The organism is Arthrobacter sp. P4_F11 (assembly GCF_056401395.1).
Genome location: NZ_JBFUJK010000007.1, coordinates 211403 through 225529, shown reverse-complemented (window position 1 = coordinate 225529; position 14127 = coordinate 211403). Strand labels below are relative to the sequence as shown.

Genomic DNA, 14127 nt, shown 5'->3' with positions numbered 1-14127 from the left:
ACCGTCTCCGCCGTCAGTCCCCCGTCAGATCACTTAGCCGCCAGCACATAAGGAGTATCCAGCGATGACCAGTCTGTTCGACATGATGGATGAATGGGGCCCGGAAAAGATCGTCACGGTCAGCGACGCCAAAACGGGAATGAAGGGCGTTCTGGTCATCGACAACACCGCCCGCGGCATGGGCAAGGGCGGGACCCGGATGCAGCCCGGCGTGACAGTCGATGAGATTGCCCGCCTGGCCCGGGTCATGACCTGGAAGTGGGCCGGCGTCGACCTCTTCTTCGGCGGCGCCAAAGCCGGCATCCGCGCCGACCCCAACTCACCCCACAAGGAAGCAATCCTCCGCTCCTTTGTCCGGGCCCTGAGCAATGAAGTCCCGTCCGAGTATGTCTTTGGCCTGGACATGGGGCTGACGGAAAACGATGCGGCCATCATCATCGATGAGTTGGGCGACCGGGGCGCAGCGGTGGGAACTCCCTACGATCTGGGCGGCGTACCCTACGACCAGCTGGGCATCACCGGCTACGGCGTGGCTGAAGTCACGGATGAGGCCGCAGCAACCATCGGCCTCCAGGGCCAGCGCGTGGCCATCCAGGGTTTCGGCGCTGTCGGGCATGCCACGGCTGCCCGGCTTCATGAGCTCGGCTATAGCGTCGTGTCGATTTCCACTGCTGAGGGCGCGCTTCACAATCCCGCAGGGCTGGACATCCCCAGGTTGCTGGCCATGCGGTCGCGGCTCGGCGACGGGTTAGTCAAAGAGTTTCCGGAACTGGCCATTCCGGCTGGCACCGAGTTGTTCGTCGACGCCGAAATCGCGATCCCTGCCGCCCTGCAGGATGTCATCCATGAGGGAAACGTGGGCGGCATCTCGGCCAAGCTCGTGGTGGAGGGCGCCAACCTTCCCACCAACGCCGCGGCACAGCAGGCGTTGCGCGCGGCATCCGTGACGGTAGTGCCCGACTTCGTCGCCAACGCCGGCGGCGTCGTCAGTGCGGCCTTTGCCATGGAGTCCCGGTATTCGCCGTTCCGTCCCGAGACCGAGCAGATCTTCACGACGGTCTCCCACAAGCTCCGCGCGAACACGGCCATCGTGCTGGCGGAGGCGGAAAAGCTGGATTCCACCACCCACCATGCCGCCCGTTCGCTGGCACAAAGCCGCGTGCGCCGGGCCATGGAGCTGCGCGGCAAGCCCCTGCAGTACTAGCCTCCCACCACGCACCGCCGCAGGGACAAGGACGAGCACCACGCATGAACATTGACCAGATTGTCGAAGAACTCACCGCAGCCGTTGCGGGCATCGTTGACAGCAGCACCCGTCGACGCGCGGAATATTCCACGGACGCCTCGAACTACCGGGTAGTGCCCCAGGTGGTAGTCATGCCCAAGAACGCGGACGACGTGGTCGAGGCGGTCAGGATTGCCCGCCGGCACGGACTGGCTGTCACAGGCCGCGGTGCCGGCACGTCGTGCGCCGGCAACGCCGTGGGACCCGGATTGGTGCTGGACTTCAGCAGGTTCATGAACCAGATCATCAGCATCGATGCGGAGAACCGGACGGCGGTGGTCCAGCCCGGCGTCGTCCTCAGTGACCTGCAGCGGGCTGCCGGCGTCCACGGGCTTCGGTTCGGGCCTGATCCGTCCACGTCCACTCGGTGCACCATCGGAGGCATGATCGGCAACAATGCGTGCGGCCCCCATGGGCTCTCTTTTGGGCGGACGGCGGATAACGTGCGCCGCCTTCGCTGGCTGACCGGCTCGGGACAAGTTGTGGAGCTGGGCTCGGGCAAGGAAGCCACGGCCCAAATCCCCGGACTCGATGAGTTCATCACCGCCAATCTGGACGTCCTTCGGCTGGAGTTCGGCCGGTTCGGCCGCCAAATCTCGGGCTATAGCCTTGAGCATCTCCTGCCCGAGAACGGCGGAAACCTGGCCGCTGCCCTGACTGGGACGGAAGGAACCTGCGGCATCATCCTGGAGGCCGAGGTCCGGCTGGTTCCGCAGGCGGCCGCCCCGGCGTTGGCCGTGTTGGGATATCCGGATATGCCGACTGCGGCCGACGCGGTTCCCGGCTTGCTTCCGCACCATCCGCTGGCCTTGGAGGGACTGGACGCGCAGCTGGTCAACGTGATCCGCAACGCCAAAGGCGAGCACGCCGTCCCCAGCATGCCGGCGGGGAACGGCTGGCTCATGGTGGAAGTGGGCGGAGCGACGTCGGATGATTCGGTAGCTGCCGCAGAGCGGATGGTCCTGGACGCGGGCGCGATCGACTCAATGATCCTTCCGGCCGGACCGGAGGCCAAACGGCTGTGGCAGATTCGGTCCGACGGCGCCGGTCTGGCCGGGAGAACCGCAGCCGGGAACCAGGCATGGCCGGGCTGGGAGGATTCGGCCGTCCCGCCCGAACATCTGGGCGACTACCTTCGTGATCTTGAACTGCTCATGGCCCGCGAGAACGTTTCGGGGTTGGCATATGGCCACTTTGGTGACGGCTGCGTCCACGTCAGGATCGACTTTCCGCTGGATCATGATGCCGCCGTGATGCGCCGCTTCCTGACGGCCGCGGCGGACCTAGTCGCCAAGTACGGCGGCTCGCTCTCGGGGGAACACGGCGATGGCCGGGCGCGCGGCGAGCTGCTGAAAACAATGTATTCGTCCCGGGCCCTGGCGGCGATGGCCGGGTTCAAGGCACTTTTCGACCTCCAGGACATCTTCAATCCGGGCGTCATCATCAAGCCTGATTCCTTCGACGCGCACCTGCGCCGCCCGCAAGCCGGCAACCTGCTGGCTTCAGATGGTTTCGCGTTTGCCCACGACGGCGGCAACATCACCAACGCGCTACACCGCTGCGTAGGCGTGGGAAAGTGCCGGGCCGATCTCCGAGAGGAGGGCGGGTTCATGTGCCCCTCGTACCTCGCCACCAAGGATGAAAAGGACGCGACCAGGGGCCGGGCGCGCGTCCTGCAGGAAATGCTCAACGGCGGCATCGTGGATATGTCCTGGAAGTCCCCGGAAGTCCATGAGGCCCTCGATCTTTGCCTGAGCTGCAAGGCCTGCGCCAGCGACTGCCCCACCGGCATCGACATGGCCATGTACAAGTCGGAGGCACTGCACCAGAGTTACAAGGGCCGCCTCCGTCCGCTCAGCCACTACACCCTCGGCCGGCTGCCCACCTGGCTGGGACTGATCGGACCCCTCGGCCCCCTGGTCAACAAGGTTGCCTCCATCGGGATCCTCCGCCGGACCATGCTCCGGTTTGCCGGCGCTGATCCTCGCCGGTCCCTGCCGACATTCCCCAAGACGCCGTTCCATTCCCTGGCGACGGCTCATCCCGCAACACTGAATGCATCGCGGGTCCCGGCGGCCGTGGCGGCAGACGGACCTGCACCGCACACGGCAAACTCTTCCCACAAGGTGCTGCTCTGGGTGGATTCGTTCTCTGACGCGCTTAGCCCCAATGTCCCCCTTGCCGCGGTCAAGGTACTCCAGGCCGCGGGATGCGATATCAAAATTGCCGGCCCCGGAGCATGCTGCGGATTGACACTGATTTCCACAGGACAGCTAACCGCGGCCAAGGCCACCCTCAGGAAGACCCTTGACGTCTTGCACCCGCATGTAGTCGACGGCAGAACCATCATCGGGCTCGAACCGTCCTGCACGGCAGTGCTCCGCTCGGACCTGCTCGAATTGCTGCCCGACGACGAACGCGCCCGGCAGGTCTCCGCCCGGACACAGACGGTCTCGGAATTTCTGACGTCCATCAACTGGCAACCACCTACCAGCGACGAACGGATTCTTGCGCAGCCTCACTGCCATCAAAACGCTGTCATGGGGTACGGCAAGGATCTGGAGCTGCTGAAGTCCATGGGCTGCGACGTGGACATCTCCAGTGGATGTTGCGGCCTCGCCGGCAACTTCGGCATGGAAAAGGGCCACTACGACGTCTCTGTGGCGATTGCCGAACAGGGCATTCTGGGCAAGATCGCGAACGCCCCGGACCGGGCCATCCTGGCCGACGGGTTCTCCTGCCGCACCCAAGTGGCCGATCTGGCCCGCCGCGACTCCCGCCACATCGTCCAGATCATCGCCGAAGCACTGGACAACGCCGGACATCGTTGAGCGCAAGCCTAATATGGACCACCCATCTCAACAAACGACAGTCGTGGGCCAGTGCACGACTGTCCGGCTGCGCCTGCCCACGGTCAGGGCGGTCTTGGACGAAGCCCTGACCGTCGCCGGGAAGGAACAACTCTACTACCAAGGCACCCACGCTCAAGATCCAGTCTGACGCCGTATTGAATGCGTTCATGGCATGGCGCAGGACCGCGTACTTCTACTCAGTGGATATGAGCAAGCTTACGCCGATGGACGCGCTCCCCAAGGGCGAGCACAAGGTGACCGCGATACACTCGGGCCCGCCCGCTGAGATCGCGGCCATGGTCGAGAGGGATGGCGGCGACAAGATCTCCGACTGGGATATGGCCCAAGCCGTCCTATACGGGGACCTGTTCCACTTCGACGCCGACAAAGCTCTGCATCTCGAGACTCTCGGCGCCATGACGCGGGCCATGCACGTCAAGGCGGCGGAAGTCCGCTGCCGCACGAGCTGCTACTACCTGCGGGGAGCCGTGGCGCTCATCGACCAAGGATGGGAAAGCGGGCTGCTTCCTCGCGTTGATGGCGATTTCGTTGGGTAAGCGTTGGATCGGTTGCTAAATCAAAAGCAGGCCAGGGGCTATGTGCCCCTGGCCTGCGCTTTTGGTGGCGGTGAGGAGGGCCCGATCCCCCGACCTCACGATTATGAGTCGCTCTCTCATCAACCACTACGACTCCGACAACACGAAGTGGCTGCCGTCAGCCCCGCCTTTGCGAGCTTAAGGATGGCCTTGAGCGGAACGTTCTTGGTCATGTCGATATCCTCCCCAAGTCCAGCGAGGGGTCAGACCAACGCCACGGAACGCAATCGGCCGGGCCTCTCGTCTTCTACGCCGGCGGCCTTCTGCCAGTGTCCCCTTCTACCAAGGGAATACCAGAGGCCTGTCTCATAACTTGGCTGATTCTGGCTGATCCAGCCTGAATGGTCACGTCCATCAGGCAACGAAAAAACCCCGCAGTCCCGTGTAAACACTGGGAACTGCGGGGTTCTAGCTGGTGGCTCCGACCGGCGTCGATCCGGTGACCTTTCGATTTTCAGTCGAACGCTCTACCAACTGAGCTACAGAGCCTAGGCGACACGTCACCTTGAAGGCCAGAATTTCTTCCGGCAATCAGAGCGACCCTGACGGGACTTGAACCCGCGACCTCCGCCGTGACAGGGCGGCGCGCTAACCAACTGCGCTACAGGGCCTTGCTTGTTTACTGCTTGTTCTTGCTGCCTGCGATATCGCTACCGCAGATTTTCAAGGCCTTTAGCCTACCAGACTTTTTCACCCGGTTTGACCAGTTCCTTGCGTACCCCCAACGGGATTCGAACCCGTGCCGCCGCCGTGAAAGGGCGGTGTCCTAGGCCGCTAGACGATGGGGGCCAGGACGCCATCCGGTGAAACATATCAGGGCAAAAATTAAGGGCCGAAGCCTGTCGTTTTTGTCCTTTCGGGTTCCTCCGAACTGGACTATAAAACTATAAGGGCAGACCCCCGGATTATCCAAAATCGGCCCCTCCCGCCGATACAAAGCCTGGCCAAGATGGGGGCGGGGCCGGGCAGAGTGGGTGCAAGATGGACTGATGGATGCCGTTGATGCCCTCAATGAGATTGCGTTCTGGCTCGAACGCGGGTTCGCCCCCACCTTCAAGATCCAGGCGTTCCGCAAGGCAGCCAGGATTATCGGCGCCCTGGACCCGGAGGAGGTCGCAGCGCGGGCACGCAACGGCAGGCTCAAGAGCATGAAGGGGATCGGCGACAGAACGTTCGAGGTCATCCGGCAGGCGGTCGACGGCGGCGTGCCCGACTATCTTGAGGACCTGCGCCAACGCGGGCAGCAACCCCTCGCGACCGGTGGCACCGAACTGCGCTCGGCCCTCCGCGGCGACCTGCACAGCCACAGCGACTGGTCCGACGGTGGGTCCCCGATCGGACTGATGGCTGACGCCGCCCGGACGCTGGGCCGGGATTACCTCGCCCTGACGGACCACTCCCCCAACCTCAAGATTGCCAACGGCCTGAGCGCCGAACGCCTTCGGGAACAGCTGGACGTTGTTGCGGACATCAACGCGGACGGCGGGGACTTCCGCCTCCTGGCCGGGATCGAGGTGGACATCCTGGAGGACGGCACCCTGGACCAGTCCCCGGCGATGCTGGACCGGCTGGACATCGTGGTGGCGAGCGTCCACTCGAAGCTCCGCTCCGACCGGAGCACCATGACCGAGCGGATGCTGGGCGCCATCAATGATCCGCACACGAACGTCCTCGGCCACTGCACCGGCCGGCTGCTGCAGGGGTCGAGGGGAACCCGCCCGCAGTCCGAGTTCGACGCCGCGCGCGTGTTCGCGGCGTGCGCCGGCAATAATGTGGCCGTCGAAATCAATTCCCGCCCCGAACGGCAGGATCCGCCGGACGAGCTGATCCGGCTGGCCCTCGATGCCGACTGTCTGTTCAGCATCGACAGCGACGCCCATGCGCCGGGCCAGCTGGATTTCCTGCAGTACGGTGCCGAGCGCGCGGCCTCGAACGGGGTACCCGCCGAGCGGATCGTCACCACCTGGCCGCTGGATCGGCTGCTGGAGTGGGCCGGAAGCGGCAAATAGCGGCCGGACAAATGCCCTGGGCCAGGCCCCAGGGCTACCCCAGCCCGCGGATGCCCCGCCCGCCAATGCCCTGCCCGCCGACGCCTAGGGCCGGGACGGCTCCGGCCCTTCGGGCTGCCACGGCGTGGGCCTGGGCAGCCAGCGCGGGACGTTGCTGCGGTACTCCTCGTACGCCGCACCGAACTTCCGGGCCAGTGTGGGCTCCTCGAACTGCCGGACGAAAGCCACCACCGGGATGGCGCCGATGCCCAGGGCGAGGAAGAGCTTTGGCTGGCCCAGCAGGAGCCCCTGCCCCGCGACGGCCGCGGCAATGGACACGTACATCGGATTCCGCACGTACCGGTAGAGGCCGCCAACCACCAGTTGCCTGGGCGGGGCAAATGGCGCGGGGTCCCGATGCCCTCGACGGCGAAATGCACAAAGGAGTTCGCGATGACGGCGGCGCCCGCACCGATCATCATTGCGCCCGCGATCTGCGCGGGCACCCCGCCGGGGACCGGGGACTCCACTTTCCAGCGGGTCAGCAGCCACGGCACCACGCCGGCGGCGGTTGCGGGGGCGATCGCGAAGACGGCTGTGCCGATGCCTGCACGCCGTCGTTCGCTGGCCGAGGCTGGGGATGCTGTCATACCAGCAATCGTGACCCCGCCACGTTAAACGGACAAGGGCCCGCCGGCCCAACCCCGGGGACGTTGGATCAGCCTCAGCTTTCCCGACACTTTGCGTGGACGCGCGGTGGGCGGCGGGCGGCGCGCGGCGGGGCGGGGCGGTGGGCGGGCGCGTGTCAGGTCAGCAGCAGCACGGCAAGGGTGACCATCACGACGGCGATTCCGGCGTCGAGCACGCGCCAGGCCGTCCGGCGCCGGAACAGGGACGTCAGGAACCGCGCACCCGCGCCGAGGGCGGTGAACCAGGCAATGCTTCCCAGGCCGGCCCCGGCGGCGAACCACCAGCGCCCGGCTTCGCCCTGGGCGGCAGCGAGGGACCCGAGCAGCAGCACCGTGTCCAGGTAGACGTGCGGGTTCAGCCAGGTAAAGGCCAGGCAAGTGCCAAGGACGGCGGCCCGGCCGGCGGCGGGCTTGTTGCCAGGATTCTCCATCTGCTCCCCGCGGACCGCGCGCCGGGCCGCGAGCGCCCCGTAGGCAAGGAGGAACGCCGCCCCGGCCCACCGGATCACGACGAGGGCAGCGGGCGCCCGGTCCAGGAGGATGCCGATGCCCGCGACGCCCAGCAGGATCAGCGCGAGGTCCGAGACCGCGCAGACTGCCACCACCATGACGACGTGCGAGCGCTGAATGCCCTGCCGGAGGACAAAAGCGTTCTGCGCGCCGATAGCAACAATGAGGGACAGTCCGGCGGAAAGACCGGAAAACAGGGGAAGGATCACCACTCCACGGTAGGCGCCCGCCAGAGATGAAACCAGTTAAAGATTCTGCTGATACGTAAGATGGGCTAATGATGGAGATTACCCCCGAACAGGCCCGGACGCTGGCCGCGATTCTGACGCACGGGAGCTTCGACGCCGCGGCCGCGCACCTGTCCGTGACGCCGTCGGCGATCAGCCAGCGGGTCCGGGCCCTCGAGACCGCCGTCGGCCGGCCGGTCCTGACCCGGGCGCGGCCGCCCGGACTCACGGAGTCCGGCGAGGCCGTGGTGCGCTTCGCCCGGCAACTGGAAATGCTCTCCGCGGACCTGGCCGAGGAGCTGCAGCCGGAGCACCCCCGCGGAGGGACGCGCCTGACGCTGGTGATCAACAGCGATTCCTTGCACACCTGGGCGTTGGCCGGCCTCGCGGCGGCCAGTGACAACGTCCAGCTCGAGATCCTGCGTGAGGACCAGGAGCACTCATTGGACCTGCTGCGCGCCGGAGCCGCCGCGGCCGCCATCACGGAAACAGCCCAGCCCGTGCCCGGCTGCTCATCGAGCAAGCTGGGCACCATGCGCTATTTGCCGGTGTGCGCTCCGGACTTCACCCGCCGCTGGTTTGGGGCGGGTGCGACCGGCGCGACGCTCGCCGCGGCTCCCGTTGTGGTCTTCGACCGCAAGGACGACCTGCAGGACCGCTGGCTGCGCCGGGTCAGTCGGGCCTCCCTGCAGCCGCCGCGCCACTATGTCCCGGCCGCCCAGGAGTTTGGCGACGCCATCCGCTGGGGCATGGGCTGGGGCATGATGCCCGAGATCGAAATCGGCGAGGACCTGTTGGCCGGCAGGCTCGAGGCCCTCGCCCCGCGGGCGCACGTGGACGTTGCCCTCTACTGGCAGCAGTGGCGGCGCGGCTCGGCGGCTCTGAACGACGTCGCGGCCGCTGTCCGGACGGCGGCGCGCGTCCTGCGCTGAGGCCATTCGGGATGTTGGCAGGATCTCGACTAGACGTGACCGATTCCCGCCAGCCGGGAGGAGGCGGGAACGGCTACATTGGCAGCATGGCAACAACAGCCGCATCCGGCCCCACTCCGTCCGCAGGCCCCCACGAAGGGTCTCCGCACGCTGCCCCCGCACCCGCCCCGCAACCCGCGCCGCCCCCTCCCGGGCAGCCGGCCACGATCAGCAGGCTCGGCATCGCCGCCGTCGTCGTCACCGTGGTCCTGTGGGCCTCCGCCTTCGTGGGCATCCGGGCCGTGGGCCCGAGCTTCTCCCCCGGCTCCCTGACCCTCGGCCGGCTGGCCGTTGCCGCCGTCGTGCTGGGCCTGCTGGTGGTGCCCAAGCTCAGGGGCCTGCCCCGGGGCCGCGAGTGGTGGCCCATCCTGGCCTATGGCGTCATGTGGTTCGGAGGCTACAACGTGGCCCTGAACGCCGCCGAACACATGCTCGACGCGGGCACGGCCGCCCTGCTGATCAACGTCAACCCCATCCTGGTCGCCGTCATGGCCGGTGTGATCCTGAAGGAAGGGTTCCCGCGCTGGCTCATCATCGGCAGCCTGATCGCGTTCGGCGGCGTGGCCGTGATTGCGCTTGGTTCCGGCCAGCGGTCGACGGCGGACGTGGCCGGCGTCCTGCTTTGCCTACTTGCGGCCGCGCTGGCGGCCGTGAGCGTGATCGTGCAAAAACCGGTGCTCCGCAAGTTCCCGGCCGCCCAGGCCACCTGGTTCGGCATCATGGTGGGCGCCCTGTGCTGCCTGCCCTTTAGCGGCCAGTTGGTCACCGAGCTGCAGGCCGCTCCCCTGCCGGCCACCCTGGGCCTGGTCTATCTGGGCATCTTCCCCACTGCGATCGCATTCACCACGTGGGCCTATGCGCTCTCGATGATTGATGCGGGACGCCTCGCGGCCACCACCTACCTGGTCCCGGGCACCACAATCCTGATCTCCTGGCTGGTTCTGGGCGAGATTCCGACCATCTGGGGCCTGGTGGGCGGCGTGATCTGCCTTGTGGGCGTGGGGCTGACCCGGCGCCGGTCCCGCTAGAGTTTGCCTATGCCCTCCTCCCTCCCGCCCGGCCTGCCGATCGTTCCGAACGGCGGGGACGGTGGTGACGGCCCCTTCCCGATGTCCGAGGCCGATTTCGAGGCTGCCGTGAGTGATGCCCTCGACCGGATCCCGCCGGATCTGGCAAAGACCATGAGCAATGTCGCGATCTTCATCGAGGACGACTACACCCCGCAGCCCGGGGAGGATCCGGACACCGTGCTGCTGGGGCTCTATGAGGGGGTGCCCCTGACCGAGCGGGACTCCTGGTGGGACGCCGGCTCGCTGCCGGACCGGATCACCATTTTCCGCCAACCCATCCTGGACATCTGCACCTCCCGGGAGGACGTGATCGAGGAAGTCACCGTCACCGTGGTGCACGAGATCGCCCACCACTTCGGCATCAGCGACGCGCGCCTGCACGAGCTCGGCTGGGGATAGCCTTGTAGGCATGGGACACGACCACAGCCACTCGCACGGCCTGACTGCCACCGGCAAGCACCGCAAGCGCCTGGTCGCCGTCCTGGCCATCACGCTCGCCGTGGTGCTCGTGCAGACCATCGGTGCGGTGGTCTCCGGCTCCCTGGCCCTGCTCGCCGATGCCGGACACATGCTCTCGGACGCAGCCGGCGTCTTCATCGCCCTGCTGGCCGCATGGATCGCCACCCGGCCCGCCAGCGATCTGCGCACCTACGGTTACCAGCGCGCCGAGGTTCTGGCGGCGCTGGCCAACGCACTGGTCCTGATCGTCATCTCGGTGGTCATCTTCACCGAGGCCATCCGCAGGCTCGGCACCACCCCGGAGGTTCACACCGACGTCATGCTCGCCGCGGCGGTCCTCGGCGCCGTCGCCAACCTGGTCTCCCTGCTGATCCTGCGCGGCGCCCAGAAGGAAAGCCTGAACGTCCGCGGCGCCTACCTCGAAGTCCTGGGGGATCTGCTGGGGTCCTTTGCCGTCATCGCGGCGGCGGTGGTCATCATGGTCACCGGGTTCCAGGCGGCCGACACCATTGCCTCGATCCTCATCGCCCTCATGATCCTGCCCCGTGCCTGGCACCTGCTGCGCGACGTCGTGGACGTGCTCCTCGAGGCCACGCCCAAGGGCGTGGACGTTCAGATGATCCGCGACCACATCCTGGCGGTGGACGGCGTGGTATCCGTCCACGACATCCACATCTGGACCATTACCTCTGGTGTCCCCGTCTTCTCCGCCCATGTGGTGGTGGAGGACGCAGCGCTCGGCGCCAAGGGCGCCGACCGGGTCCTGGACAAACTCACCAGCTGCCTTGGCTCCCATTTCGACACCGAACACTGCACGTTCCAGCTCGAGCCCACCACGCATTCAGAGCACGAGGCACACCAGCACGCCTGACCGTCGGCAGGACACGCCCGTCACGGACGTGGCCAAATGACACTCGTGTTGTTTATGTTATTCATGTGACTCGTGTTGCCAAAGTAGCCTTTGGCACGTAGCCTCATGCCTGCTGGGTGATCCGCAGAGGGCTTTCACGCGCCAAATCCGACCTCGCTCACTCCAGCCTGAGACTTCAGCGAGGTTGCCCATGAGTTGGATCCGATCCGGCCGCAAGACGGCTGTGCTCTGCACCGCCGTCGTCCTCCTCGGAACGCTCGCGCTCCCGGCCCAGGCCGCGCCGCTGACCTCCGCGCTGATTTCTTCGCAGCTTTCTGCGCAGGGGCGCCCGCCGCTGGAGACTGCCGGCCGGGTTCCGGCGTCGCCGGAGATCCCCTCACCGGAAGAGATCGCTGCCGCCAAGTCCAGTGCGAGCTCGACGGCGGCAGAGGTCACCAGGATCGACGGGCTTTTGGCCGACGCGTCGGCCGGTCAGGAAACCAGCCTCGCCGCATCCCTGCAAGCTAACAACGCGTACGGCGAGGCCCTCGTGGAGCTGGCCACACGCCGTGACGCGGCGGCTGTGGCGGCCGCCAGGGCTGCCGCCGCCGGGGCAGAACAGGCCAAAACCCGCAAACAGCTCGGCCAGCTGGCCGGTGACCTGTACCGCAACGGCGGCCTGAACCCGGCCCTCAGCAGCTTTGTCAGCGGCTCCGGGCGGGCCCTGGAGGATGCCGCCACGCTGGAAGCTGTAACGGCCGGACGCGCGCGGGCCTTCGAGTCCGCGGAAAACGCGGCCACGGCCGCGCAGTCCCTGACCGAAGCCGCAGCGGACGCCAACCGCGCCGCCGACGAGGCCGCCGCGACTGCCGCGGACCGCAAGGCCGACGCCGACCGCGCCGCTGCAGCCCAGCGCCAGGTCGTGGCCGATGCCAAAGCGCAGCGCAGCGCGCTCGTGGACCAGCTGGCAAGCCTGAGAAACACCACCGCGGCGCTGGAATCGGCCCGGGTGGACGCCCTCGACCGCCAGCGCCAGCAGGCTCGGCTCGCAGCACTGACCGCGGCGGCGGGCCCCGCGCCGCAGCCTGGCACGGGTTCACAGCCGGCACCAACAGCTCCGGGACGGGACGATTCGGCAGCAGGACAGCCAGCCGCTCCGGCTCCCGCCGACGTGCCGGCCCCCGCTGCAGCGCCCGCACCCGCACCCGCACCCGCACCCGCACCAGCGCCCGCACCCGCGCCGGATCCGGCATCCGCGCCGGATCCCGCGCCAGTACCTGCTCCGGTCCCCGCACCGAGTCCTGCCCCGGTTCCGGCGCCAGTACCTGTTCCGGTTCCGGCGCCGATTTCTGGCGGGTCAAACCAGACCGCGATTTCGGTGGCGCTCGGCAAGACCGGATCGCCATTCTTCTACCAGTACGGCGGAACCGGGAGCTATGGGTTTGACTGCTCGGGCCTGGTGCAGAATGCGTTCGCTGCGGCAGGGAAGTACCTGCCCCGCACTGCCTCCCAGCAGTTCGCCCAGGCCCCGGTCCATGTCCCGCTCTCCCAGGCGCGTCCGGGCGATCTGTTCGTCTGGGGTTCGGCCCCGGGCTTCTACCACGTGGCCATCTACCTCGGCGGCGGCCGCGTGGTCCAGGCGCTGAACCCCGACGCCGGCATTACCGTGACCGATGTTGCCGCCATGTCCGGGATGCAGCTGTACGGCTACGCGGCCCGTTACTGAGACTGGCGGCTAGGAGAGCACGTCCTTGGTGATGAACCTGCCGTAGGCCAGCGCGCCGAAGACGGCGACGTAGCCGCCCTGGAGGAGGGCATTGGCGGCCAGGGAATCCCAGGAAACCGGCTGCCGGAGCAGATCGCCAAAGTCCAGCCAGTAGTGGCTGAAAAGCCAGGGATGCAGCCACTCGAGTTGCGGCAGCGCGTCCAGGACCTGCGCGACGACCGAGAGCACCACGGTGGCCGCCATGGCCCCCACCGGAACATCGGTCAGGGTGGAGATGAACAGCCCGATCGCCGATAACCCCAGCAGCGAAACCGCCAGGTAGGCGGCGATCAGCAGGAGCCGGACCATGGCCTCTCCGGTGCCGATCGTGTCGCCGGAGAGCAGGGTCACCGGCCCCACAGGGAAGAGCGCCGCGCCGATTCCGGCCCCGGTCAGGGCCACCACGAGCGGGGCAACGATCACGAACACGGCCGCCCCGGCATATTTGACGATCAGCAGGCGGATCCGCCCGGCGGGAGCCACCAGCAGGTACCTCAGGGTCCCCTGTCCGGCCTCCCCGGCGATCGTGTCTCCGGCCACGACGCCGACGGTAAGGGGCAGGAACAGCGGAACGGAGACCACCATTGCCGTGACGCCCACGAACAGGCCGTTCTGGGCGATCCGGTCCAGGAAGGCCGGCCCGCGGCCTGCCGGCACGGCCGAGGAGACCCGCACCGCGACCGCGATCAGGATCGGGATGGCCGCCAGCGCGCACAACATGGCCCACGTCCTGCGGCGGCGGAACAGCACCCCGAGCTCGGACGCCAGCAGATCACCGGTCAGGGACCCGCGCCGGACCGGCGCAGCGCCGGCCCCGCTGTCCCCGACAGCGTCTGCGGCCGCGCCGCTGCGGCCACCGGCCGCT

At 67.4% G+C, this 14127-nt stretch carries 13 protein-coding genes, 3 tRNA genes and 1 pseudogene; 11 read left to right on the top strand and 6 right to left on the bottom strand.

Features of this window, described 5'->3' with window-relative positions; translation table 11 throughout:
• Nucleotides 1-64 precede the first annotated feature (64 nt).
• The 4 genes and pseudogenes from AC1DRO_RS10350 to AC1DRO_RS10335 all read left to right on the top strand — a co-directional run bounded on the left by AC1DRO_RS10350 (nt 65) and on the right by AC1DRO_RS10335 (nt 4694).
• Nucleotides 65-1204, top strand: a complete 1140-nt coding sequence (locus AC1DRO_RS10350) for a Glu/Leu/Phe/Val family dehydrogenase (protein ID WP_476950742.1) — start codon at nt 65-67, stop codon at nt 1202-1204.
• 44 nt (nt 1205-1248) lie between these two features.
• Entirely contained in the window at nt 1249-4116 is a 2868-nt protein-coding gene (locus tag AC1DRO_RS10345; RefSeq protein ID WP_476950741.1) for an FAD-binding and (Fe-S)-binding domain-containing protein, read from the top strand.
• Between the two features lie 64 nt (nt 4117-4180).
• Nucleotides 4181-4273: pseudogene (locus AC1DRO_RS10340) on the top strand (IS21-like element helper ATPase IstB); the annotation flags it as partial.
• A 70-nt stretch (nt 4274-4343) separates the two neighbouring features.
• The gene (locus tag AC1DRO_RS10335) at nt 4344-4694 is read left to right on the top strand and encodes a hypothetical protein (protein ID WP_476950740.1); all 351 of its coding nucleotides are present in this window, start codon (nt 4344-4346) and stop codon (nt 4692-4694) included.
• Between the two features lie 452 nt (nt 4695-5146).
• Here the strand turns inward: AC1DRO_RS10335 and AC1DRO_RS10330 are convergent.
• From AC1DRO_RS10330 to AC1DRO_RS10320, 3 genes are all read right to left on the bottom strand, one after another.
• A tRNA-Phe gene (locus tag AC1DRO_RS10330) sits at nt 5147-5222 on the bottom strand.
• 48 nt (nt 5223-5270) lie between these two features.
• Nucleotides 5271-5344 (bottom strand) — tRNA-Asp (locus AC1DRO_RS10325).
• Nucleotides 5345-5449: 105 nt separating this feature from the next.
• Nucleotides 5450-5522, bottom strand: a tRNA-Glu gene (locus tag AC1DRO_RS10320).
• A gap of 200 nt (nt 5523-5722) precedes the next feature.
• On the opposite strand from AC1DRO_RS10320, the gene AC1DRO_RS10315 reads away from it, so the two are divergent.
• Nucleotides 5723-6742: a PHP domain-containing protein gene (locus tag AC1DRO_RS10315; protein ID WP_476950739.1), complete on the top strand. Its 1020-nt coding sequence runs from the start codon at nt 5723-5725 to the stop codon at nt 6740-6742.
• 84 nt (nt 6743-6826) lie between these two features.
• On the opposite strand, the gene AC1DRO_RS10310 is transcribed toward AC1DRO_RS10315, so the two are convergent.
• Nucleotides 6827-7102, bottom strand: coding sequence for a methyltransferase family protein (locus AC1DRO_RS10310; RefSeq protein WP_476950738.1), 276 nt, complete (start codon nt 7100-7102; stop codon nt 6827-6829).
• 72 nt (nt 7103-7174) lie between these two features.
• Here AC1DRO_RS10310 and AC1DRO_RS10305 point away from each other — a divergent pair, with 72 nt between their 5' ends.
• Entirely contained in the window at nt 7175-7399 is a 225-nt protein-coding gene (locus tag AC1DRO_RS10305) for a hypothetical protein (protein WP_476950737.1), read from the top strand.
• A gap of 127 nt (nt 7400-7526) precedes the next feature.
• On the opposite strand, the gene AC1DRO_RS10300 is transcribed toward AC1DRO_RS10305, so the two are convergent.
• Nucleotides 7527-8129 (bottom strand): LysE/ArgO family amino acid transporter, encoded by a 603-nt coding sequence (locus AC1DRO_RS10300; protein WP_476950736.1) that lies wholly within the window; start codon nt 8127-8129, stop codon nt 7527-7529.
• A gap of 68 nt (nt 8130-8197) precedes the next feature.
• Between AC1DRO_RS10300 and AC1DRO_RS10295 the strand changes: the two genes are divergently transcribed.
• From AC1DRO_RS10295 to AC1DRO_RS10275, 5 genes are all read left to right on the top strand, one after another.
• The gene (locus AC1DRO_RS10295) at nt 8198-9079 is read left to right on the top strand and encodes an ArgP/LysG family DNA-binding transcriptional regulator (protein WP_476950735.1); all 882 of its coding nucleotides are present in this window, start codon (nt 8198-8200) and stop codon (nt 9077-9079) included.
• Nucleotides 9080-9165: 86 nt separating this feature from the next.
• Entirely contained in the window at nt 9166-10146 is a 981-nt protein-coding gene (locus AC1DRO_RS10290; RefSeq protein ID WP_476950734.1) for a DMT family transporter, read from the top strand.
• Between the two features lie 9 nt (nt 10147-10155).
• Nucleotides 10156-10587, top strand: a complete 432-nt coding sequence (locus AC1DRO_RS10285; protein WP_476950733.1) for a metallopeptidase family protein — start codon at nt 10156-10158, stop codon at nt 10585-10587.
• Nucleotides 10588-10597: 10 nt separating this feature from the next.
• Nucleotides 10598-11518: a cation diffusion facilitator family transporter gene (locus tag AC1DRO_RS10280; protein ID WP_459383669.1), complete on the top strand. Its 921-nt coding sequence runs from the start codon at nt 10598-10600 to the stop codon at nt 11516-11518.
• 190 nt (nt 11519-11708) lie between these two features.
• Nucleotides 11709-13223 carry a C40 family peptidase gene (locus AC1DRO_RS10275; RefSeq protein ID WP_476950732.1) on the top strand — a complete coding sequence of 505 codons (1515 nt, stop codon included), beginning with the start codon at nt 11709-11711 and terminating at the stop codon, nt 13221-13223.
• 9 nt (nt 13224-13232) lie between these two features.
• On the opposite strand, the gene AC1DRO_RS10270 is transcribed toward AC1DRO_RS10275, so the two are convergent.
• A complete protein-coding gene (locus tag AC1DRO_RS10270; protein WP_459385941.1) occupies nt 13233-14045 on the bottom strand; it encodes an ABC transporter permease in 813 nt (270 codons plus the stop codon).
• Between the last annotated feature and the right edge of the window lie 82 nt (nt 14046-14127).

Bases quoted from the DNA above. Each gene is read 5' to 3' on its own strand.
- AC1DRO_RS10350 (WP_476950742.1), top strand. From the start codon at position 65: ATGACCAGTCTGTTCGACATGATGGATGAATGGGGCCCGGAAAAGATC.
- AC1DRO_RS10345 (WP_476950741.1), top strand. From the start codon at position 1,249: ATGAACATTGACCAGATTGTCGAAGAACTCACCGCAGCCGTTGCGGGC.
- AC1DRO_RS10335 (WP_476950740.1), top strand. From the start codon at position 4,344: ATGAGCAAGCTTACGCCGATGGACGCGCTCCCCAAGGGCGAGCACAAG.
- AC1DRO_RS10315 (WP_476950739.1), top strand. From the start codon at position 5,723: ATGGATGCCGTTGATGCCCTCAATGAGATTGCGTTCTGGCTCGAACGC.
- AC1DRO_RS10305 (WP_476950737.1), top strand. From the start codon at position 7,175: ATGACGGCGGCGCCCGCACCGATCATCATTGCGCCCGCGATCTGCGCG.
- AC1DRO_RS10295 (WP_476950735.1), top strand. From the start codon at position 8,198: ATGATGGAGATTACCCCCGAACAGGCCCGGACGCTGGCCGCGATTCTG.
- AC1DRO_RS10290 (WP_476950734.1), top strand. From the start codon at position 9,166: ATGGCAACAACAGCCGCATCCGGCCCCACTCCGTCCGCAGGCCCCCAC.
- AC1DRO_RS10285 (WP_476950733.1), top strand. From the start codon at position 10,156: ATGCCCTCCTCCCTCCCGCCCGGCCTGCCGATCGTTCCGAACGGCGGG.
- AC1DRO_RS10280 (WP_459383669.1), top strand. From the start codon at position 10,598: ATGGGACACGACCACAGCCACTCGCACGGCCTGACTGCCACCGGCAAG.
- AC1DRO_RS10275 (WP_476950732.1), top strand. From the start codon at position 11,709: ATGAGTTGGATCCGATCCGGCCGCAAGACGGCTGTGCTCTGCACCGCC.